A 21,364-nucleotide genomic window follows, 5' to 3' on the forward strand; every position below is an offset into this window, starting at 1 on the left:
CGCCCCGCGGTTCCCCGCACGTCATGTCGCCGTAACCGGCGGTTCAGCCGGCCTTGCGAGGCTCGGCGAATGCGACCCCCCGTGCCCGCACCCGCGCCGCCCCCCGCGCAGGGGTCCCGCACGGGGGGCGGCCGTCCTGTCGAGCCCCCGCCACCTCCGGTTTCTCCTGTCTCCGACGCGCCTGTTCCGCTCCGTACGCGGAAGAATGGTCACATGAGCCAGCAGAACGCCCAGGCGCCCGTGGCGCACGCACAGCAGCCCTCCGTCGGGTCACTCGCCGCGCACCGCCCCCACACGGTCGCCGCCGCGGGCTCGAACCTGGAACCCGACCTCGACTCCGACCTCGACGTCTACGACGACTCGGCGGACGGCGGCCGGCTGCCGCAGGGCCGCTTCCTGGACCGGGAGCGCAGCTGGCTCGCGTTCAACGAGCGGGTCCTCGAACTCGCCGAGGACCCCGCCACGCCCCTGCTGGAGCGCGCCAACTTCCTCGCGATCTTCGCCAGCAACCTGGACGAGTTCTTCATGGTCCGGGTGGCGGGCCTCAAGCGCCGCATCGCCACCGGCGTCGCCACCCGCTCCGCCTCCGGGCTCCAGCCCCGCGAGGTGCTGGAGATGATCTGGGCCCGCTCCCGCGAGCTGATGGCCCGCCACGCCGCCTGCTACCACGAGGACGTCGCCCCGGCGCTCGCCGAGGAGGGCGTCCACCTGGTCCGCTGGAGCGAGCTCACGGAGAAGGAGCAGGCGGGCCTGTTCACCCTGTTCCGGCACCGCATCTTCCCCGTGCTGACCCCGCTGGCGGTCGACCCCGCGCACCCGTTCCCGTACATCTCCGGGCTCTCCCTCAACCTGGCCGTCGTCGTCCGCAACCCGGTCTCCGGGCACCGGCACTTCGCGCGGGTCAAGGTGCCGCCGCTGCTCTCCCGCTTCCTGGAGGCCTCCCCGCAGCGGTACGTGCCCGTGGAGGACGTCATCGCGGCGCACCTGGAGGAGCTGTTCCCGGGGATGGAGGTGCTGGAGCACCACACGTTCCGCCTCACCCGCAACGAGGACCTGGAGGTCGAGGAGGACGACACGGAGAACCTCCTCCAGGCGCTGGAGAAGGAGTTGATGCGGCGCCGGTTCGGGCCGCCGGTGCGCCTCGAGGTCGAGGAGTCCATCGACCGGTACGTACTGGACCTGCTGGTACGGGAGTTGAAGGTCAGTGAGGCCGAGGTGTACCCGCTGCCGGGCCCCCTGGACCTCACCGGCCTGTTCGGCATCGCCGCCCTGGACCGGCCCGAGCTGAAGTACCCCAAGTTCATCGCCGGCACCCACCGCGACCTGGCCGAGGTCGAGTCGGCCTCCGCGCCCGACATCTTCGCGGCGCTGCGCGAGCGGGACGTGCTGCTGCACCACCCCTACGACTCCTTCTCCACCTCCGTGCAGGCCTTCCTGGAGCAGGCGGCCGGTGATCCGGACGTGCTCGCCATCAAGCAGACGCTGTACCGCACCTCCGGCGACTCCCCCATAGTCGACGCGCTCATCGACGCGGCCGAGTCCGGCAAGCAGGTCCTCGTCCTCGTCGAGATCAAGGCGCGCTTCGACGAGCAGGCCAACATCAAGTGGGCCCGCAAGCTGGAGGAGGCCGGCTGCCACGTGGTGTACGGGCTGGTCGGGCTGAAGACCCACTGCAAGCTCTCCCTCGTCGTCCGCCAGGAGGGCGACACACTGCGCCGCTATTCGCACGTCGGCACCGGCAACTACCACCCCAAGACCGCCCGCCTGTACGAGGACCTGGGGCTGCTCACCGCGGACCCGCAGGTCGGCGCGGACCTCTCCGACCTGTTCAACAGGCTCTCCGGCTACTCCCGCCGCGAGACCTACCGCCGGCTCCTCGTCGCCCCCAAGTCGCTGCGGGACGGCCTGGTCTCCCGCATCGACAAGGAGGCCCAGCACCACCGGGCGGGCCGCCCCGCCTACGTCCGCATCAAGGTCAACTCGATGGTCGACGAGGCCGTCGTCGACGCCTGCTACCGGGCCTCCCAGGCCGGGGTGCCGGTCGACGTGTGGGTGCGCGGGATCTGCGCGCTGCGCCCGGGGGTGCCGGGGCTGTCGGAGAACATCCGCGTCCGCTCCGTCCTCGGCCGCTTCCTGGAGCACTCCCGGGTCTTCGCCTTCGGCAACGGGGGCGAGCCGGAGGTGTGGTTCGGCAGCGCCGACATGATGCACCGCAACCTCGACCGCCGCATCGAGGCGCTGGTCCGGGTCACCGACCCGGGCCACCGGGCGTCCCTGAACCGGCTGCTGGAGACCGGCATGTCCGACCGGACGGCCTCCTGGCACCTCGGCCCCGACGGCGAGTGGACCCGCCACTCGACCGACCTGGAGGGACAACCGCTGCGGAACATCCAGGAGTCGCTCATAGACGCCCGGAGGCGCCGGCGTGGCACCACAGCACCCTGAGGGGGCGGCGCCGGCGCCGCGGAGTCCCGGTGCCGGGGGGCCGGCGGCCCCGAAGGGGGACCGCCCCGTCGACGGGGACGTGCTCGCCGCGTATCTGCGGGAGCGATCCACGGAGTTCCTGCGCGCGCTGCGGGCGCACCGGGAGAGCGGGGGCGGCGCCCCCGAGGAGTCCGCCGAGGCGGTGCGGGCGCTGCGGCGTTCGGCACGGCGGATCAGCGGGACGCTGCACACCTTCCGGCCGCTCCTCGACACCGAGTGGGCGGAGGGCCTGCGGCCCGAACTGGCCTGGCTCTCCGGCACCCTCGCCCACGAGCACGCCCACGCCTCACGTCTGGAGCGCCTGCTGCTGGCCCTGCACCGGCTGTCCGGCGCGGTCCCGGTCCCGGCTGCCGCCGGAGTCGGGGCGCGCGAGGAAGGGGCGCGCGGGAACGGGGCGCGCGGGAACGGGGCCGACGCCCCCGCCGGCCCCGACCGCACCAACCTCACCGTCGGCGCGGCCAAGGCGGGCGCCCTCCTCGACCGCCGGCTCACCCTGGCCCGCACCCGCGCCCACTCCACCGCCCTGGAGGCCCTCGGCTCCGGCCGCTTCCACGCCGTCGCCGACCGGATCGCCCTGCTGGCCGGAGAGGTCCCGCTGTCCCCCGCCGCGGCCGGCGCCGACCTGCGCCTCCCGGCCGCCGCCGCCGAGGAGCGGCTCACCGACGCGGTCGCCGCGCTGCCCCTGCTCACGGCCGGCCACCCCTACAACGCGGCGGCCCTCGTCCACGGCCTCGCCCCGGACACCTCCCCACAGCCGCAGGACGCCCCCTGGCACCAGGTACGGCTCCTGCTGCGCCTGCACCGCTACGCGCGGGAGGTCCTCACCGGCGCCCCCGCCGAGACCCGCCTGGAGGCGGCCGACCAGGCCCTGACCCGCCACCGGGACGCCGCCGAGGCCGCGGCGGCCGCCGCCGAGGCGGCCCGCACCCCGCGCATCGCCCCGGCGACGGCGTACGCGCTCGGCGTCCTGCACGCCGACCAGCGCCACGAGGTGGAGGCCGCCCGCTTCGCCTTCCACCACCTCTGGCACCGCCTGCCCCGGTGACGGGCGCGGCGCCGACGGGGAGGCGCCGGGCGCCCGGGGCTCGTCCCCCACACCGCCCGCAGGCGTTCACCGCGCGTTCACCCTCACCCATCGCCCGCTTCACCTCTTCTGCCTAATTTCGGCCTTACCCGGTGCGAAGCGCCCACCCAGGAGCCGCCCCCGCACCGACGATCACAAGCCGGCCCACCTGGCCCGGACCACGACGTCGCACGCCGCCCCCACCGGCGGCCTCTGGAAGGAACTCCCGAAAGTGAAGCTTCAGCGCAAGAACCGGCTGCGCGCCCTCTCCCTCGGTGTCGTCGCCGTCTCCGGCGCCCTGGCCCTGACGGCGTGCGGCTCCGACGACACGGGCTCCACCGGCGACGGCGACGCCTCGGCCGCCGCGAACACGAGCAGCATCAAGTGCGACGACGCCAAGGGGCAGCTTCAGGCCTCCGGCTCCTCCGCGCAGAAGAACGCGGTCGACGCTTGGGTGAAGCAGTACGTGCGGGCCTGCAAGGGCGTGCAGATCAACTACAACCCGAGCGGCTCCGGCGCCGGTGTCACCGCCTTCCTCGGCGGCCAGACCGCGTTCGCCGGCTCGGACTCCGCGCTGAAGCCGGAGGAGGTCACCGCCTCGAAGAAGGTCTGCTCCGGCGGCCAGGCCGTGGACCTCCCGATGGTCGGCGGCCCGATCGCCGTCGGCTACAACGTGCCCGGAGTGGACAACCTCGTCCTGGACGCCCCGACGCTCGCGAAGATCTTCGACAGCAGGATCACCACGTGGGACGACGAGGCGATCAAGAAGCTCAACCCCGACGCGAAGCTCCCCTCCACCAAGATCCAGGCCTTCCACCGCTCCGACGAGTCCGGCACCACGGACAACTTCACCAAGTACCTGATCGCCGCCGCGCCGGACGACTGGAAGTACGAGGGCGGCAAGGCCTGGCAGGCCAAGGGCGGCCAGTCCGCGCAGGGCTCCTCGGGCCTGGCCCAGCAGGTCAAGCAGACCGAGGGTGCCATCTCCTACTTCGAGCTCTCCTACGCCGGTGACGGCATCAACGCGGTCCGGCTCAAGACCGACGCCGCCGACCCGGTCGAGGCCACCGTCGAAAACGCCACGAAGGCCATCTCCGCCGCCAAGATCACCGGCACCGGCAAGGACCTGGCGCTGGAGATGAACTACAAGCCGACCGAGGCCGGCGCCTACCCGCTGACCCTGGTGACGTACGAGATCGTCTGCGACAAGGGCAACAAGGCGGAGACCCTCCCCGCCACCAAGTCCTTCCTCGGCTACATCGCCTCCGAGGACGGCCAGAAGCAGCTCGCCGACGCGAAGTACGCGCCGATCCCCGAGGAGATCATCACCAAGGTCCGCGAGACCGTCTCCAACCTGAGCTGACCCGAGCCGACCTGAGCGCGCGGTCCGCCCCGGCCTCCCGGGTCACCGGGGGCGGACCGCGCCGTCCGGTGCACCGCCGCCCGGAACCGTCCTCCGCGACGGTTCCGCAGACCGGAGATCCTCATGGACACCACCACCCAGAACACCGAGCAGCCCCCGCCGACCCCACCCGAACCCGCCTCCGCGGCCACCACCGCCGAGGAAGGACGCGCCGCCCGCGGGGCCACCCGCCCCGGTGACCGCGTCTTCCTCGGCCTGTCCCGCGGTTCCGGCATCTTCCTTCTGGTGATCATGGCCGCGATAGCGGCCTTCCTCGCCTACCGCGCGTCGATAGCCATCGGCAAGGACGAGGGCAACTTCCTCACCACGATGGAGTGGAACACCAACGTCGACCCGCCGGTCTTCGGCATCGCGGTCCTCGCCTTCGGCACGGTGATCTCCTCGATCATCGCCATGGCCCTCGCGGTCCCGGTCGCGGTCGGCATCGCGCTGTTCATCACGCACTACTCCCCGCGCCGGGTAGGCGGCGTCCTCGCCTACGTCATCGACCTGCTGGCCGCCGTCCCGTCCATCGTCTACGGCCTGTGGGGCGCCCTCGTCCTGGTGCCGCACATGGAGGGCCTGTTCGGCTGGTTGGACACGTACTTCGGCTGGACCGGCGTCTTCGAGTGGCAGGAGGGCGCCCCGCGCTCGCTGCTCACCGTCGGCATCCTGCTGGCCATCATGATCCTGCCGGTCATCACCAACGTCAGCCGTGAGGTGTTCCGCCAGGTCCCGCGGATGCACGAGGAGGCGGCCCTCGCCCTCGGTGCCACCCGCTGGGAGGTCATCCGCATGTCGGTGCTGCCCTTCGGCCGCTCCGGCGTGATCTCCGCCTCGATGCTGGGCCTGGGCCGCGCGCTCGGCGAGACGATGGCCGTCGCCACCGTCCTCTCCCCCACCTTCAAGATCCACGCCAGCCTGCTCGACCCGGGCGGCGGCACCTTCGCGCAGAACATCGCGAGCAAGTTCGGCGAGGCCACCGAGACCGGCCGGGACGCCCTGATCGCCTCCGGCCTGGTCCTGTTCGTCATCACCCTGCTGGTCAACGGCGCGGCCCGCATGATCATCGCCCGCCGCAAGGAGTACTCGGGGGCCAACGCATGAGCACCGCACCCACACCCGCGCCCACGCGCGCCACCGTCCCCACGCCCCGCACGCTGCGCGGCGCCCGGCTGCCGAAGTGGTCCCCGTGGGCCCTCGCCGGCGGCTCGCTCGTCCTCGCCGTCCTCCTCGGACTCGTCGCGGACATGGACAACCCGGCCCAGCTCGGCCTGATCGCGGCCGTCCTGTTCGTCCTCGGCACGTACGGCGTCGCCGCCCGGGTGGAGGGCCGCCGCCAGGCCAAGGACCGCGTCGCCACCAGCCTCGTCTGGGTCTGCTTCCTCCTCGCCGTGATCCCGCTGGCCTCCCTGCTGTGGGAGACCGTCCGGCAGGGCGTCAAGGTTCTCGACTTCTACTTCCTGTCCCACTCCATGGGCGTGGTCGCCGACACCGAGACCGGCGGCGGCATCTACCACGCCATCCTCGGCACCCTGGAACAGGTCGGCCTCGCCACCGTCGTCGCCGTGCCGGTGGGCGTGCTCACCGCCGTCTACCTGGTCGAGTACGGGCGCGGCCGGCTCGCCAAGGCCGTCACCTTCTTCGTCGACGTCATGACCGGCATCCCCTCGATCGTCGCCGGCCTGTTCGTCCTCAGCTTCTGGATCCTCGTCCTCGACATGGGCTACTCCGGCTTCGCCGGCTCGCTCGCCCTGGCCATCCTGATGATGCCGATCGTGGTCCGCTCCACGGAGGAGATGCTCAAGCTCGTCCCGAACGAGCTGCGCGAGGCCTCCCTCGCGCTGGGTGTGCCGAAGTGGCGCACCATCCTCAAGGTGGTCCTGCCGACCTCGATCGGCGGCATCACCACGGGCATCATGCTCGCCGTCGCCCGCATCACCGGGGAGACCGCCCCGGTGCTGCTGCTGGTGTGGGGAACGAACTTCATCAACACCAACCCGTTCGCCGACCCGCAGGCGTCGCTGCCGCTGTACATCTACCAGCAGTACGCCAACAGCGCGGGCTACGGCGCGGCCTACGACCGCGCCTGGGCGGCGGCCCTCACCCTCATCGCGATCGTGATGATCCTCAACCTGGTGGCCCGCGGCATCGCCCGCTGGAAGTCCCCCCGCTGACTCCCCGCCCCACGAGACCGGAAGCGAAGTACCAGTCATGGCCAAGCGAATCGATGTGAGCGGGCTCACCGCCTTCTACGGCTCCCACAAGGCGATCGAGGACATCTCGATGACCGTCGAACCGCGTTCGGTGACGGCGTTCATCGGCCCCTCGGGCTGCGGGAAGTCCACGTTCCTGCGCACCCTGAACCGGATGCACGAGGTCACGCCCGGCGGCCGGGTCGAGGGCAAGGTGCTGCTGGACGACGAGGACCTGTACGGCCCGGGGATCGACCCGGTGGCGGTACGCCGGGACGTCGGCATGGTGTTCCAGCGCCCGAACCCCTTCCCCACCATGTCGATCTTCGACAACGTGGCGGCGGGACTGCGGCTGAACGGCAGCCACAAGAAGGCGGAGCTCGGCGAGATCGTCGAGAAGTCGCTGAAGGGCGCCAACCTCTGGAACGAGGTCAAGGACCGCCTGAACAAGCCGGGCTCCGGCCTCTCCGGCGGCCAGCAGCAGCGGCTGTGCATCGCGCGGGCGATAGCGGTGGAGCCGGACGTCCTCCTGATGGACGAGCCGTGCTCCGCGCTCGACCCCATCTCCACCCTCGCGATCGAGGACCTGATCAGCGAGCTGAAGGAGCGCTTCACGATCGTCATCGTGACGCACAACATGCAGCAGGCGGCCCGCGTCTCGGACCGCACGGCGTTCTTCAACCTCGCGGCGGTCGGCCGCCCCGGCAAGCTGGTCGAGATCGACGAGACGGAACGGATCTTCTCCAACCCGTCCGTCCAGGCCACGGAGGACTACATCTCCGGCCGCTTCGGCTGATCCCCCCGAACCCTCGCGGTGCTGCATGGCGGTGCCACCGCGAGCCCAGGGCCCGCCCCCTCAGGGGGACGGGCCCTTTCACCGTGCGCCGCCCCCGGCGGACCAAGAGGCGCGAGGCCGCATCGATCCGCGGCTCCGCCGCGCGAGCGCGACCACCCACACCGGTACCCACCAGCAGGCGACACCCCCAGCCGACCCAAAAGGGGCGCGGGGAACCGCGCGACCAGCCACAACGGCCCCGCACCGACCCACGCACCCCCGGCCCCACTCACCCCACCCGGCGGAGCGCTACAGCACCGCCAGGTCAACCACCCAGAAACTCACCGCCGCCACGATCGCCGCCGCCGGCATCGTGATGAACCACCCCAGCACGATGTTCTTCGCGACCCCCCACCGCACCGCGTTCACCCGCCGTGTGGCCCCCACGCCCATGATCGCCGAGGTGATCACATGCGTCGTGGAGATCGGCGCCTTGAACAGGAACGCCGTCGTGAACATGATCGACGCGCCGGTCGTCTCCGCGGCGAACCCCTGCGGCGGGTCCAGCTCGATGATCTTCCGCCCCAGTGTCCGCATGATGCGCCAGCCACCCGCGTACGTGCCGAGCGACAGCATGATCGCGCACACGAGCTTGACCCACACCGGGATCGTGTTCCCGTACTCCTGGACGTCGGCGATGACCAGCGCCATCATCACGATGCCCATGGTCTTCTGCGCGTCCTGCAGACCGTGTCCGAGGGCCATGCCCGCCGCCGACACCGTCTGGGCGATCCGGAAGCCGCGCTTGGCCTTGTGGGGGTTGGACCGCCGGAAGATCCACATGATCGCGGTCATCACCAGGTAGCCGACGATCAGACCGACGACCGGGGACAGGAACATCGGGATGACGATCTTGTCGACCACCCCGCTCCAGTAGACCTTGATCCCTCCGGCCAGCGCCGCGCCGACCATGCCGCCGAACAGCGCGTGCGAGGAGGACGAGGGCAGCCCGTAGTACCAGGTGAGGAGGTTCCACACGATCGCGCCGACGAGCGCGGCGAAGAGGATGCCCATCCCCTTGGAGCCCTCGGGCGTGTCGATCAGCCCCTCACTGACCGTCTTGGCGACCCCGGAGCCGAGGAACGCGCCCGCGAGGTTCATCACGGCGGCCATCGCGAGCGCGGCACGCGGGGTCAGTGCCCGCGTCGACACGGAGGTGGCGATCGCGTTGGCGGAGTCGTGGAAACCGTTGGTGTACGTGAAGAAGAGCGCGACCGCGACGGTCACGACCAGAGCGAAGGTGTCCATGGACGCGCCTCAGGACTCCTTGACCGCGATGGTCTCCACGGTGTTCGCCACGTGCTCGAAGGCGTCGGCCGCCTCCTCGAGGACGTCCACGATCTGCTTGAGCTTGAGCACCTCGATGGCTTCGTACTTGCCGTTGAAGAGCATGGCCAGCAGCTTGCGGTGGATCTGGTCGGCCTGGTTCTCGAGGCGGTTGACCTCGATCCAGTACTCCGTGAGGTTGTCCATGGTCCGCAGGTTCGGCATGGCCTCGGCGGTCAGTTCCGCCGCCCGCGCCAGCACCTCGATCTGCTGCTCGACGCCCTTGGGCAGTTCCTCGACGTTGTAGAGGACGACCAGGTCGACGGCCTCCTCCATGAAGTCCATGATGTCGTCCAGGGACGACGCGAGGTTGTAGATGTCCTCGCGGTCGAAGGGCGTGATGAACGAGGAGTTCAGCTGGTGGAAGATCGCGTGCGTCGCGTCGTCACCGGCGTGTTCGGCGGCCCGCATACGCTCTGCGATCTCGGCCCGGGCGGAGGTGTCCGCCCCGAGCAGTTCCATGAGGAGCTTGGAGCCCGTGACGATGTTGTCCGCGGATGCGGCGAACATGTCGTAGAAGCTCGTCTCCCTGGGGGTCAGACGAAAGCGCACGTGGGGTCCTCGGGATGCTTCGGTTTCGGTCAGGCTGATGCTAGGCGCATCATCCGGCCACGGCTAACGGGCCGCCCCCAGTGTCGCCCATCGAACACGGCGTTCGGCACCGGGGCGGGTCCTCGAGTACGGACGGGCGTACCGGCCGGGCCTTCCCTCCCCCGCGAAGTCCACTACCATATACGGGTGGGGGGTATGCCCGAGTCGGCACCGAAACGTCCGGCACCCCTGCCCGACCGCTTCCCTCTCGCGCTTCCCAGGAGGACGCCATGACGACCCCGCCCCCCGAGGCCGGCCCGCCCGCGCCCTCCCCGAGGACGGCGCCGGACGCCCCGGCCGCTCCGGATGCCCAGGCCGTCGTGGTCACGGACCACGACCGCGGCATCCACGGCTACCACAAGCAGAAGGACGAGCACCTCAAGCGACTGCGCCGCATCGAGGGCCAGGTCAGGGGCCTGCAGCGGATGGTCGACGAGGACGTCTACTGCATCGACATACTCACCCAGGTCTCCGCCTCGACGAAGGCCCTGCAGTCCTTCGCGCTCCAGCTCCTGGAGGAGCACCTGCGGCACTGCGTCGCGGACGCGGCCCGCAAGGGCGGTGACGAGATCGACACGAAGGTGGAGGAGGCGACGAAGGCGATCGCCCGCCTCCTGCGCACGTAGGCACCGGGGTCGCCTGAGCCACCGAGGTCACCGAGGTCACCGAGGTCACCGAGGCGAGGAGGACGCTCCCGTCAGTCCCCGTTCTCCTCGCCCACCCGCAGCACCTGGTCGATGCTCTCCATCGACAGCCGTTCCCCGCTCGCCGCGGAGGCCGCGATGATCAGCTCGCCGCAGAGTTCGATCTCGGCGAGAGCCACGTGGTCCTGCACCGCCGTCCCACCGACCGGAGCCACGCGCCTCACCTCTTCCTGCCGTCACCGACCTCCAAGAGTAGGGAGCGGCACACGCCCCGCGCATGGCACGGAAGGGCTAGTTCTCACGCCCGCTGCGTGGCGCCAGTCACTTTTCGGCAATTTTCCCGTCGTAGATATCGGCCCCCCGGGGCAGCCGGACGTCGACACCGACCCCGAAGTCGTACAGCAGCGCCGTCGACGCGACGGCGACCGGGTTCTTGGCCTGGCCGCCCACGAAGCTGAACCGCTGCCGGATCTTGCGGACGCGTCCCTCCTCGTCGAGGTACACGTCGAAGGGCACCTCGGCGGTGGCGAACCCCTTGGCCGCCGCGGTGAAGGGCCCCCGGTTCACCCCGGAGGCCTCGCGCGCGGCGAGCGCGAGGTCGGCGGTCCCCCGGTAGTGCCGCACCGGCGTCCCGGCGACCTCGGTCCGCCCGAGGTACGTGGCCGTGCGCGCCCCGCGCAGCACCTCCGCCGCGGCGTACGGGTCGGTGACGCCGCCGGTGACGAGGTTGCCGTCGGAGAGGGTGCCGATGTCGACCCGCACCCATTTGTCGGCGGGCACCCCGGCCCCGCGGTTCTTCATGAACAGGGCTCCGGGGGCGAGGAGTTCGGTGATGGGGCGGTGTTCGCGCGCCCCCGCGGGGTCCTCGGGGAGCAGCACCTTCAGCCGGCCGAGCCGCTCGCGGTAGTCGTAGACGCCGGAGCCGCGGATGGTGACGCGGGTGCCGCCGGTGGCCATCTCCATGGAGGTCTGCGCCTTGGAGGTGCCGGCCCTCACGAGCCGGTCGGCGGCCCCGTGCAGCACGGTGATCGTGTCACCGCCGGGGGCCGCCTCCTCCGCCCCGGCGCGCTCGCCGGAGCAGCCACCCGCACAGGCCGCCAGGGCCGCGGCCAGGACGGCCACCGCACTCGTCCGCCAGTGCCGCCGCGCCACCATCGCCGTTACCCCCAGCCGGGTCGGTCCCGTCCCTCCAGTCGCCCGGTTAACGAGGGCAGGGGACACCCGTCACGCGCAGGACGGATCAGGACGGTCCGTGGGTAGCGTGTTGACGTGCCGGAAGAAAATCACGAAGCCTCGACCCCCGCCCCCCACCGCGCGACGACGGTCGAACAGGGCCGCTTCTGCGCGGCCCGCTGCACCTGCGGCTGGCGGGGCCCCGCACGCCGGGCCAGGAGCCTGGCGAGGACGGACGCGGAGAACCACGCCGCCGCCCACCCCGGCGCCTGACGGGGAGACCCCGTGGGCGCTGCGCGGGCCGAGGGCGGTACCGGCCGTCTCAGGGCCCCTCGTTCGGATCGTCCCGGCGTCGCGGGGCCCGGCACGCGGACCCCGCTCGGATCGGCCGCAGACGCACCGCGCCCGCCCGCCCGCCGGTCGGTCGGTCGGTCGGCCGACCGACCGACCCGATCCGAACGAAAGATCCTAGGCAGCCAGGTCGCGTTCCCCCGGAACATCGGCCGAGGTGCCGGAGGCCATGTCCGCCCGGCGCCGGTCCCGCACCAGCCAGCCCAGCCGCGGGGACTTCTCCACCGCCCGCACCACCGGGGTCAGCAGGGCCATCGCCACCGGCGACAGGAGCAGCGCGACCGCCGTGCCGAGCGCGAAGCCGCCCACGACGTCGGTCGGGTAGTGGACTCCCATGTAGACCCGGCAGAAGCCTTCGAGCAGGGCGAGTCCGATGCCGATGAGGCCGAAGCGCCGGTTGGCGACGAAGAGCCCGACCGCGATGGCCATGGTGAGCGTCGCGTGGTCGCTCACGAAGGAGAAGTCGTCCTTGCCGTCGACGAGCACCTCGAGGCCGTCGTGATCGACGAACGGCCGGGGCCGCTCCACGAAGCCCCGGATCGGCACGTTCACCAGCACCGCGACCCCCGCCGCGAGCGGTGCCCACACCAGCGCGGCCACGGAGGGCGCCGCGCCCTCACCGCCCCGCCGGCGTACGCCCCACCAGCACCAGAGCACGAGCAGCATCATGGCGAACAGCAGCCCGTACTCGCCGATGAACTCCATCAGCCGGTCGAACCAGTGCGGCGCGTCCTTGGCCAAGCCGTTGATGTCGTACAGCAGCTCGACGTCGGGGTTCGACCCGGAGGATTCGGCGAGTCCAGCCATCGTGCAGCGGCCCCTTCGTCGTCATTGCCCATCGCATCGGTACGGATCCGTCGTCCGTGCGCCTGCGCACACGTACAGCGTCACCGCGGTTGCACCCCGTGGTCGTAGAACGGCCGGGCCGTCTCCGTGCCCCCACGCGCGAGCGGCGGGATTCGCACGGATGGTTACCGCTGTCTACGTCAACAGGAACGCACACCGTTCTCCGGAACGTTCCACGTTCCACTGAATGATCACGCAGACGTTATCGAAGAGAAATGCGTCACCGCAGCTCAGGGGGTGCGTACGGGCGACGCTATCAAGCCACCTGGCCACCTTGCGCCCCCCGTCCGGCCAAGGCCCGTATGCCCTCCGAGGTGCTGTTTCACACCGCGCTGGGGAGCGCTTTCGCGCCATCTTCGGTGACCCTGGTGGCGCCGAAGTAGTCAGGGGTGTCGATCGGATCAAACCGGATGACCGCCCCGGTTCTGGGGGCGTCGATCATGTAGCCGCCGCCCACGTAGATGCCCACGTGCCGGATGGCCCGCGAGTTGGTCAGGTCGTCGGAGAAGAACACGAGGTCACCGGGGCGCAGCTCGCTCCGCTTGGGGTGGGGCCCCGCGTTGTACTGGTCGTTGGCCACGCGCGGCAGCGTGATCCCGACCTTGGCGTACGCGGCCTTGGTGAGCCCCGAGCAGTCGAACCGGCCCCCCTCGGCCGCCGTTCCGTTGCCGCCCCACAGATACGGCGTCCCGAGCTTGGACTGCGCGTAGTTGATGGCACCGGCGGCCTGCTCGCTGGGCGGCACCGCCGACACGGGCGCGGCGAAGCTCTCGGCGAGCGTGGTGATCGTCTTGACGTAGTTCCGCGTCTCGGCGTACGGCGGCACCCCGTTGTACCGCAGCACGGCATCGGGCCCCGCGTTGTACGCGGCGAGCATGTTCTTGGTCCGGTCGCCGGAGGCACTCTTGACGTACTGGGCGAGCTTGCAGTCGTAGGAGGCGGCGGAGGGGATGGCGTCGGCGGGGTCGTTGACGTCGCGTCGGCCGTCCCCGTTGCCGTCTATGCCGTGGGTGGCCCAGGTGCTGGGGATGAACTGGGCGATGCCGTGCGCGTCGGCGGGGCTGACGATGTCCGGGTCCCAGCCGCTCTCCTGGTAGAGCTGGGCGGCCAGCAGAGCGGGATTGAGGGCCTCGCAGGAGTTGCCCCACTTCTGGACCAGCGCCCGGTACGCCGCGGGCACGGCCCCCTTGGCCAGCCCGACGCTCCCCTGTCCGACGCCGTTGGCGAGGTTGCCCGCGACCATGTACACGCCGACAACGAGCACCATCATGAAGCCGAGGCCGGCCCCGGCCGCGGCTCCCCCGATCACCCACGCTCTACGCACGGTTCAACTCTCCCCCATACCCGCTCTGTTCAGGCGTGTTTCCGCGAGAGTGGCGTTATTTCGCCCGGAAACCGGTGCACATGATGCTGGGGTACTCCTTCGGACTGGCGACGTGGTGGAACTGCACCGTCCAGTCTCCGGGGTCGTTGGTCAGCGGAATGGCCCCCGACGTCCGTTCAGCGCCCTGCCAGCTCTGGAAGTCGTCCGGGTAGGTGAACGTCGTCCAGTCGTCCCCGGCGCCGGCGTGCAGGTCGACGGGCCTGGCGGCGTAGCCGATCGCGGCGTTCACCTGCCCGAGCCCGGTGGGCCTGCCGGTGTCCGGGTCGATGTCGTGCGGCGGTTTGACGGTGACGGTGACGTAGTACGGCGTGTCCGCCTCGGCCCCCCACTTGTCGCGGACACCGATCTCGATCTTGTGGTGGAGCACGGCGTCGGGCGAGGTCTCGTCCGGGTGGTCCGGATCGACGAACGACATCATGAAGCCCGAGGTGGCCCGCTCCTCGGGCGGGAGGTTGCAGATGCCCTTCTCCGAGTCCCAAAGTGTGCGGTCGAGGTCCAGCGAGGTGTCGATGTAGGTGGGGACGCCCTGGGAACCGGTGGCGCCGGATGCCTTCGCACTGGCACTGGCCTTCGTCGCACCCGGAGCGGGACTCGCCTGCCCGCTCGGCGAGGTGCGGGCACCGCTCGCCCGGGGCCGGGCGCCGGCCTCGTTCTCGTGTCCGCCGCCGTCCTTGCCGTGCGGCAGCAGCAGGTACGCCGTCACCGTGCCGGCCCCGACGACCAGTGCGAGCGCCACGGCCGCGGCCCAGGGCGCGAGCCGCCGGCGCCCGGGCGGTGCGACGGGCGGCGCCGGGAAGGAGGCCGCCGTGGGGACGTAGGTCGGCGCGTAGGCCGGGCCGCCGTACCCGCCGGCGCCGGCCGTCGGCAGCTCGTGCGGCCCCGGGGGCACCACCCCGGCCGGCGGCTCGCCACCCGCCGGGGCCTGCGGCACCGCCTGCGCCAGCCCGGCCAGCTCCCCGTAGAACGCGTCCTCGACGATCGCCGACCGCACCCCGCAGCGGGCGATGACCTCGGTGAGACCCGGCCGCTGAGCCGGATCCTTCGCCACACAGGCCCCGATCAGCGCGGCCAGTTCCGGCTCGACACCCTCGACGTCGATCGGTTCGTGGACGGCCCGGTAGCTCACCCCGGTCGGATCGCCCTGGCCGAAGGGCGGCCGTCCGGTCGCGGCGTAGGCGAGGGTCGCGCCGAGCGCGAAGACGTCGGCGGCCGGCCCGACCTCGTTGCGCAGCAGCACCTCGGGCGAGGTGAACCCGGGCGTGCCCGGCACGTATCCGGCCTCCGTGAGCGCGGTCTGTCCGACGCCGCGCGCGATGCCGAAGTCGATGAGCTGCGGACCCTGTGCCGCGAGGATCACGTTCTGGGGCTTGAGGTCCCGGTGCGTCACCCCGTGCCGGTGCACCGCCGCGAGCCCCTCGGCGAGCGCCGCGCACACGCTGCGGCAGGTGGCCGCGGGAAACGGCCCGCGCGCGGCGACGGCTCCGGCGAGCGTCGGACCCGTCACGTACTCGGTGGCCAGGTAGTAGGGCGGCGCGTCCAGCGAGGCGTCGATCAGACTCGCCGTGTAGGCGCTGCGCACCGCGCCCACGGTCGCCACCTCGCGCCGGAACCGCGCCAGCGCCTCGGGATGATCGGTGATCTCGTCCCGGATCACCTTGATCGCGACGAACCGCCCGCCCGGCGACCGCCCCAGGTAGACCTGTCCCATGCCGCCCGCGCCCAAGCGCGCGACCAGCAGGTACTCGCCTATGTGGGCCGGGTCCTGTGTCTTGAGTGCCTCCACGGGACGAACCCTGCCACAAGGGTCCGACGGCGGGCGACCCCGACCTAAACACCCGTCAGCCGGCTCCCGACGACGCGTCCTTGTACAGGGCTCGTCCCGCCTCCCCCACCACCACGCTGTACGACACGTCCGCCGTGGCGCCGCCCTCCTCGTGACCGCCGATCACGCCGACGATCTCCCCGGCCCGGTCCAGCCAGGGGCCACCGCTGGTGCCGCCGGTGAAGTCGGGACAGTCGACGCGCTGTTGGGTGGGCCCGAAGGCGACGGGCCGGGCGGTACAGGCGATCGGGGCCTCGCGGGCGGCGGGGTGACCGACGACGGTGACGGGGCCGCGCGGAAACCCGCCGTCGAGGGGGTTCGCGCCGACGGCGTCCTCCACGCCCCGGCCGCCCTCGCCGAGGTCCAGCGAGGCGAAGGCCAGGTCGTGGTCCTCGTCCGCGCGTTCGGCCCACTCCTCGTCGTAGAAGACCTCCCGCACCTTCCACACCCCGTGCGGCGCCGTACCGTCCCGGTACCCCGGCGCGAACCACAGCGGGCCCCCGCCGTCCACGCAGTGCGCGGCGGTGACGATCAGGTCGTGGCCGGGGCTGTGCACGACGGAGGCGGTGCAGAAGTGCCGGCCGTCCTCGTCGAGGAGGACGCCCACCCGCGCGGTGCGCGGGGAGGGCGGGACGGTCCGGGTCACCCCGAGGGGCGGACGCCCGGCCCCCTCCTCGGCGGAGGCCACGCTGACGCACGTGCCGGTCAGCAGCACCGCACAGCCGAGCAGGAGGTGCCGCGAGCAGGGGCGGCCGGAGCGGCGGGAGCCGCCGCCCGGCGCGCGTCTGTGGCGCTTCATGTCAGCCGGGGGGTACCCCGGGTCCCACCGGTCACACTCGGCACTCGGCCCACAGCAGCTTGCCGCCGTGCGCGGAGCCGAGTTCGCGCAGGGTGTAGCCGCCGTAGTCGTCGGCGCACGCCCGCACGAGGTGCAGCCCGCGCCCCGACTCCTCCCAAGCCCCGGCCGTCGCCCCCGGCGGCACGCCCCCGCCCCGCCCGCCGAAGCCGGGCGGAAGCGCGGGGCTCTGGTCCCACACGGCCACGCGCAACCGACCGCGCCCGCCGTCGTACCGGATGCGCAGGGCGTACGCCCCCTTGGTGTGCACCTGCGCGTTCGCCAGCAGTTCTGCGGCGAACAGCTCGGCGGTCGGGGTGTGCGGCTCGAGCCCGTAACTCCCGAGCACCCGCCGCAGGGTCCCGCGCCCGATCCCGGGCGCCCGTGGATCGTTCGGAAGGTGGAGGGTGTAGGCCCAGGACGGCGCTACGGTGGCCATGGAGGACTCCGATCACTGAGGGGAGCGGGTGGGGTGCGGAGAGTTCGCGTGCGGATGCCCAGTGACCTTCGCCGCTCCGTCGAGCGGGGCACTTCTGGGCGAGGGCGCCGAGTTATAAGGTAGCGGCACAGTGAAAATGTATGAACCGATTGCCGGGAATCTGATTCACTACCACCCCTGTGGGTGACGGAGCACGCCAGAAGGCAGGCCACACCGTGAGAAGCAACCCGACCGGCCGCCAGCTCCGTCTGGGCACGGAGCTGCGGAAACTCCGGGAACGGACGGGGCTCAGCGCGACCCAGGCCGGTCAACTCATCGGCATCAAGCAGACCCAGGTCAGCAACATGGAGGCCGGCCGTGTCGGCGTCAGCCCCGAACGCGTCCGCACTCTCGCCTGCCACTACGAGTGCGGCGACAAGGCGCTCGTCGAGGCGCTCGGCCGGATGGCCGCCGACCGGACCCGCGGCTGGTGGGAGCAGTACCGGGAGCTGCTGCCCGCCGTCCTGCTGGACCTCGCGGAGGTCGAGCACCACGCCACCGCACTACGGTCCGCCGTCACCGTGCACATCCCCGGCCTGTTCCAGACCACCGACTACGCGCGCGAGATCTTCCGCCAGGACGTACCCGAGATGTCACCCCCGGACATCGAGCACCGGGTCTCCTTCCGCGTCAAGCGCCAGGCCATCCTTTACGGCGACTCCCCGACGCCCCACCAGGCGATCATCCACGAGGCCGCCCTGCGCATGCGGTTCGGCGGTGCCTCGGTGACCCGCGCGCAACTCGAACACCTTCTGCGGATGAGCGAGCAGGAGCACGTCAGCCTGCATGTCATCCCGTTCGAGGCGGGTACGTTCCCGGGGTCCGGCCAGTCCATCTACTACTCCCGGGGCTACGTCCCGCAGTTGGACACGGTCAATCTCGATCAGTCGCACGGCCCTGCCTTCCTCGACTCCGAGGCACAGCTCGACAAGTACCGCGTCCTGCTCGACCGCATGGAGGCCAGCGCGCTGCCGCCCCAGCAGTCACGGGACTTCATCCACAGCATCGCCCGAGACCTGTGAGGAACCGATGCCCATATCCGCCTCCACCTGGCAGAAGTCGTCGTACTGCGCACAGGGCAACTCCTGCGTGCACGTCGGCGCCGATCCCGTCGGGGCCGTCCTCCTGACCGAGAGCGGGGACCCCTCGGGAACCGTCCTCTCCACCCCCGCCCCCGCCTTCCACGCCCTCCTGCGCACGCTCAAGTCCACGGAGAACCCGCATGGCTGACGTTCCCCCCGGCCTCGTCTGGGAGCGGGCCGCGCCGCCGGACGATCCCGGGCCCGGCCCCTGGATCGAGATCGCGTACGGCGAGGGCTACGCGGAGGGCGACCCCGAGGCCCCCGTCTACCTCCGCGAGACGACCGCCCCGGACACCGTCGTCACGACGAACCGCCGCAAGTGGGAGGCCTTCGTCCTGGGCGTCCAGGCGGGCGAGTTCGACCACTTCGTCGAGGGCGTCGAGGGCGCGTAGGGCCCAGACCCCGCACGACTGTGACGTCAGGACCGTCCGCCGGGACGCTGCGACGGCCCTGACGTCACACACCGAGAAGTGGGCCCTGTTCTACTGCGGCTTGAAGGAGCGGATCTGGTAGTTGCCCTGGAGGTTGCCGCCTGTGTGGGCGAGGGTGGAGCCGACGCGGGAGTGGTAGTTCGTGTGCGTGTAGTACTGGACGCGGTGCCCGGTGTTGTTCCAGAGCGAGCGGACGTTCTGGCCGCGCTGGATGAAGGAGCAGTCGTCGGCGGTGTTGGCCTTCTTGGCCTGCGACCACTGACAGCGGGTGCCCCCGCCGTTCCAGTCGCTGTAGATGCAGAAGTATCCGGGTGTGCAGCGGTAGGCCGCCCGGCCGGCGGCCGCCTCGGGGGCGGCGGTGGCGGTGGGTACGACCCCGAGGGCGGCGGCCAGGGCCACCGCGGCCACGGCGAACGAGCGGATGCGGGTGCGAGGCATGATGCAGCTCCTTCTCCTCGTCGCCGGCGGGAGCGGCCATGCCGCTCCGGACCGGCTGAGCAGAACCGTTCGAGAGCAGGCAGAGGCACGGCGTGCCGAGGGCACGGGTGGTCGACCTGCGGGACGCCGCCAGTATGGGTCGCCCCCATAAGCCCGCTTAGCGTGTTTTCACCGATTCACCCGATCGCCTGAGCGCCACGGCGTATCCACCACGCGCACACCCACCACCCCGCACGCCGTCGCACGCACGGCGGTCGCCTCCGTTCAGAGCCGATCGGTGAGATCGGGTCCCTTGCCGTCGATCAGATCGGGCATCGCCGGCCCGTACCCGTCGGCCCGCCCGAAGTAGGTGGCCTCACCCGGCTCGGGTGCCGTCCCTAGAAGGCGCTCCAGCGCCCTGAGCGCCGAGGCGAGGCGGGGGGCGTTGCGCGCCTGCACTTTCGGGTGCGGCTCGCCGCGGAAATCGCAGTATCCCCAGATGTCGTGGTACACCGCTACCTCGGCGGCCAGGTGCCGTTCCTCCGGATAGACGGTCAGGACGACGAGATCACGTTCCCTGCGTTCGGCGCCCTCGGCGTCGAACCAGCTTCCCGTTCCTGACATGCGGAGGGCACCGACCTCGGCGTTCGGATGTGCCACAGGACGGCTCCCGGCGATCCCCCGGGACAGTTCCCCCTCGGTCGGGCTTTCCGGCACCGCGAGCTCCGTGGTTCCCACGCTGCCGCGCCCCTTGACGAACCACCTCCACCGCAGACTGTCGGGCCGCAGCAGCCCATGCTCACGGAGCACCTCCGACATGCGCACGGCGGTCGTCAGCGCGGAGTCGAGACCGGGAGGCGCGAACGCGTCGAGCTCCCACTCCCAGGAAGCGGCTTCCTCAGGCGCGCACATCACGGAAACCGGGTCCCTCCCCACGGGGGGCGCGGTGGACGCACCGCACCCAGCGACTCGCCGGTGGGACGGCGATCGCCGCTCTTCGCGGCGACCGCCGTACTCGCGCGCACCAACCCCCTACGCCGCGCTCAGGCGGCGCACCGCGTCCTCGATGAAGCGGGCCGCCTCGGCGGCCGTGATCTCGACGTGGTCGATCTCGTTGTGGCCGAGGTCGTACAGCCGCAGGTACTCCGTGGGCTCCCAGCGGAGGTTGCGCGTGAACGCCTCGTCGAAGGTCTCGTCCTCGTCGGTGCGCCGTCGGACGAGGCCACGCGGACGCTCGCGCGGGTGCCCCTCGTCGATCTTGGCGTAGTAGGTGACGGCGCCCTCGCCGTCCAGCGCGTCCAGGGTGGACGGCGCGAGGGTGGGGAAGGGCGGCGTGGACAGGTTGCTGTCCACCGTGCCGAGCGGCACCATCACGCCGTTGAGATCGATGAACTGTTCGATGAAGTAGCCGCCGCCCCGCTCGCACATCAGGAGCAGCGGCTCGTACGGGTCCTCGGAGGGCCCTGAGGGCAGCTCCGTGCCGGCCTCCCGCAGCGCGGCCCAGCGGACGGCGGCCCGGCAGGCCTGCCGCAGCGAGGCCGGGGAGACCTCCACCAGCACCTCGTCCAGAGCCGCCTCGACCTCCGGCGCGAGCGCGACGCCGGGGGCGACGCGCTCCGCGAGGTCGAAGAAGGGCCACCCCTCCCGGTCCCCGAGGGCCTCCGCCCACTCGGCGGTGCGCCGCAGATACTCCCGCATCAGCAGCGCCCGCGAGTCGGCGTGCTCGTACGCGGCGGCGGCGTCAACCCAGTCGATGCCCCGTAGCCGGGCCACAACGGTCGCACAGCGCCCGTCCCGTACACACTTCGGAGGCTGCACGTCACCGCTTTCTCGCTCGGGGCCCGTGCGGTCGGGGCCCTCGCCGTCGATCAGATCGGAGGTTGCCGGCCCATACGCGTCGGACTGCCCGAAGTAGGTGGCCTCGCTCGGCTCGAGGGCCGTCCTCGAAAGCTGCCCAGCACCTTGAGCGCCAGGGCGGGGCGGGCACCCACCCCGGCGACTCGCT

General features: G+C 71.6%; 23 protein-coding genes. 11 read left to right on the forward strand and 12 right to left on the reverse strand.

Going from position 1 to position 21,364, the window contains the following annotated elements; translation table 11 throughout:
- Window positions 1-213 precede the first annotated feature (213 nt).
- From OHB09_RS15185 to pstB, 6 genes are all read left to right on the forward strand, one after another.
- Window positions 214-2,445: an RNA degradosome polyphosphate kinase gene (locus OHB09_RS15185; RefSeq protein ID WP_006139148.1), complete on the forward strand. Its 2,232-nt coding sequence runs from the start codon at window positions 214-216 to the stop codon at window positions 2,443-2,445.
- On the forward strand, window positions 2,426-3,529 hold the full coding sequence (locus tag OHB09_RS15190; RefSeq protein WP_371788432.1) for a CHAD domain-containing protein: 1,104 nt from the start codon (window positions 2,426-2,428) through the stop codon (window positions 3,527-3,529). Before OHB09_RS15185 ends, OHB09_RS15190 begins: the two co-directional genes overlap by 20 nt.
- Before the next feature lie 250 nt (window positions 3,530-3,779).
- Window positions 3,780-4,910, forward strand: coding sequence for a phosphate ABC transporter substrate-binding protein PstS (gene pstS, locus OHB09_RS15195; protein WP_006139150.1), 1,131 nt, complete (start codon window positions 3,780-3,782; stop codon window positions 4,908-4,910).
- A gap of 123 nt (window positions 4,911-5,033) precedes the next feature.
- Window positions 5,034-6,056: a phosphate ABC transporter permease subunit PstC gene (gene pstC, locus OHB09_RS15200; RefSeq protein WP_006139151.1), complete on the forward strand. Its 1,023-nt coding sequence runs from the start codon at window positions 5,034-5,036 to the stop codon at window positions 6,054-6,056.
- Window positions 6,053-7,126 carry a phosphate ABC transporter permease PstA gene (gene pstA / locus OHB09_RS15205; RefSeq protein ID WP_006139152.1) on the forward strand — a complete coding sequence of 358 codons (1,074 nt, stop codon included), beginning with the start codon at window positions 6,053-6,055 and terminating at the stop codon, window positions 7,124-7,126. Before pstC ends, pstA begins: the two co-directional genes overlap by 4 nt.
- A 37-nt stretch (window positions 7,127-7,163) precedes the next feature.
- Window positions 7,164-7,940, forward strand: coding sequence for a phosphate ABC transporter ATP-binding protein PstB (pstB, locus tag OHB09_RS15210; protein WP_006139153.1), 777 nt, complete (start codon window positions 7,164-7,166; stop codon window positions 7,938-7,940).
- 288 nt (window positions 7,941-8,228) lie between these two features.
- Here pstB and OHB09_RS15215 read toward each other — a convergent pair whose 3' ends face one another.
- Both OHB09_RS15215 and OHB09_RS15220 read right to left on the reverse strand, forming a co-directional pair.
- Window positions 8,229-9,227 carry an inorganic phosphate transporter gene (locus OHB09_RS15215; protein WP_191854889.1) on the reverse strand — a complete coding sequence of 333 codons (999 nt, stop codon included), beginning with the start codon at window positions 9,225-9,227 and terminating at the stop codon, window positions 8,229-8,231.
- Window positions 9,228-9,236: 9 nt separating this feature from the next.
- A complete protein-coding gene (locus tag OHB09_RS15220) occupies window positions 9,237-9,857 on the reverse strand; it encodes a DUF47 domain-containing protein (RefSeq protein ID WP_006139155.1) in 621 nt (206 codons plus the stop codon).
- Window positions 9,858-10,126: 269 nt separating this feature from the next.
- On the opposite strand from OHB09_RS15220, the gene OHB09_RS15225 reads away from it, so the two are divergent.
- Window positions 10,127-10,522 carry a metal-sensitive transcriptional regulator gene (locus OHB09_RS15225; RefSeq protein ID WP_093600013.1) on the forward strand — a complete coding sequence of 132 codons (396 nt, stop codon included), beginning with the start codon at window positions 10,127-10,129 and terminating at the stop codon, window positions 10,520-10,522.
- Window positions 10,523-10,593: 71 nt separating this feature from the next.
- Here the strand turns inward: OHB09_RS15225 and OHB09_RS15230 are convergent, their stop codons facing one another.
- Together OHB09_RS15230 and OHB09_RS15235 are read right to left on the reverse strand one after the other, a co-directional pair.
- Entirely contained in the window at window positions 10,594-10,755 is a 162-nt protein-coding gene (locus OHB09_RS15230) for a hypothetical protein (RefSeq protein WP_167795840.1), read from the reverse strand.
- Between the two features lie 106 nt (window positions 10,756-10,861).
- Window positions 10,862-11,695, reverse strand: coding sequence for a hypothetical protein (locus OHB09_RS15235; RefSeq protein WP_006139158.1), 834 nt, complete (start codon window positions 11,693-11,695; stop codon window positions 10,862-10,864).
- 114 nt (window positions 11,696-11,809) lie between these two features.
- On the opposite strand from OHB09_RS15235, the gene OHB09_RS15240 reads away from it, so the two are divergent.
- Window positions 11,810-11,986, forward strand: coding sequence for a hypothetical protein (locus tag OHB09_RS15240; RefSeq protein ID WP_006139159.1), 177 nt, complete (start codon window positions 11,810-11,812; stop codon window positions 11,984-11,986).
- Window positions 11,987-12,181: 195 nt separating this feature from the next.
- Here the strand turns inward: OHB09_RS15240 and OHB09_RS15245 are convergent, their stop codons facing one another.
- The 5 genes from OHB09_RS15245 to OHB09_RS15265 form a co-directional block, all read right to left on the reverse strand.
- A complete protein-coding gene (locus tag OHB09_RS15245; RefSeq protein WP_006139160.1) occupies window positions 12,182-12,871 on the reverse strand; it encodes a phosphatase PAP2 family protein in 690 nt (229 codons plus the stop codon).
- A gap of 361 nt (window positions 12,872-13,232) precedes the next feature.
- On the reverse strand, window positions 13,233-14,234 hold the full coding sequence (locus OHB09_RS15250) for a C40 family peptidase (RefSeq protein WP_006139161.1): 1,002 nt from the start codon (window positions 14,232-14,234) through the stop codon (window positions 13,233-13,235).
- A gap of 55 nt (window positions 14,235-14,289) precedes the next feature.
- Window positions 14,290-16,077, reverse strand: a complete 1,788-nt coding sequence (locus OHB09_RS15255; RefSeq protein WP_328922104.1) for a serine/threonine-protein kinase — start codon at window positions 16,075-16,077, stop codon at window positions 14,290-14,292.
- 55 nt (window positions 16,078-16,132) lie between these two features.
- Window positions 16,133-16,915: a trypsin-like serine peptidase gene (locus tag OHB09_RS15260; protein WP_167795180.1), complete on the reverse strand. Its 783-nt coding sequence runs from the start codon at window positions 16,913-16,915 to the stop codon at window positions 16,133-16,135.
- Window positions 16,916-16,946: 31 nt separating this feature from the next.
- The gene (locus tag OHB09_RS15265) at window positions 16,947-17,390 is read right to left on the reverse strand and encodes an ATP-binding protein (protein ID WP_167795181.1); all 444 of its coding nucleotides are present in this window, start codon (window positions 17,388-17,390) and stop codon (window positions 16,947-16,949) included.
- A 215-nt stretch (window positions 17,391-17,605) separates the two neighbouring features.
- Here OHB09_RS15265 and OHB09_RS15270 point away from each other — a divergent pair, with 215 nt between their 5' ends.
- Genes OHB09_RS15270 through OHB09_RS15280 form a run of 3 tightly spaced genes read left to right on the forward strand, consistent with a single transcriptional unit; the run spans window position 17,606 to window position 18,903 of the window.
- Complete coding sequence (locus OHB09_RS15270) at window positions 17,606-18,451, forward strand: helix-turn-helix domain-containing protein (protein ID WP_328922105.1); 846 nt, start codon at window positions 17,606-17,608, stop codon at window positions 18,449-18,451.
- Window positions 18,452-18,458: 7 nt separating this feature from the next.
- A complete protein-coding gene (locus OHB09_RS15275) occupies window positions 18,459-18,659 on the forward strand; it encodes a DUF397 domain-containing protein (RefSeq protein ID WP_328922106.1) in 201 nt (66 codons plus the stop codon).
- Window positions 18,652-18,903: a DUF397 domain-containing protein gene (locus tag OHB09_RS15280; protein ID WP_328922107.1), complete on the forward strand. Its 252-nt coding sequence runs from the start codon at window positions 18,652-18,654 to the stop codon at window positions 18,901-18,903. Before OHB09_RS15275 ends, OHB09_RS15280 begins: the two co-directional genes overlap by 8 nt.
- A 90-nt stretch (window positions 18,904-18,993) precedes the next feature.
- On the opposite strand, the gene OHB09_RS15285 is transcribed toward OHB09_RS15280, so the two are convergent.
- The 3 genes from OHB09_RS15285 to OHB09_RS15295 form a co-directional block, all read right to left on the reverse strand.
- A complete protein-coding gene (locus tag OHB09_RS15285) occupies window positions 18,994-19,380 on the reverse strand; it encodes a peptidase inhibitor family I36 protein (RefSeq protein WP_328922108.1) in 387 nt (128 codons plus the stop codon).
- A gap of 264 nt (window positions 19,381-19,644) precedes the next feature.
- Window positions 19,645-20,271, reverse strand: coding sequence for a hypothetical protein (locus OHB09_RS15290; protein ID WP_328923021.1), 627 nt, complete (start codon window positions 20,269-20,271; stop codon window positions 19,645-19,647).
- 120 nt (window positions 20,272-20,391) lie between these two features.
- Complete coding sequence (locus OHB09_RS15295) at window positions 20,392-21,177, reverse strand: hypothetical protein (protein ID WP_191854899.1); 786 nt, start codon at window positions 21,175-21,177, stop codon at window positions 20,392-20,394.
- Between the last annotated feature and the right edge of the window lie 187 nt (window positions 21,178-21,364).

Source organism: Streptomyces griseoaurantiacus, assembly GCF_036189845.1.
Lineage (GTDB): Bacteria > Actinomycetota > Actinomycetes > Streptomycetales > Streptomycetaceae > Streptomyces > Streptomyces griseoaurantiacus.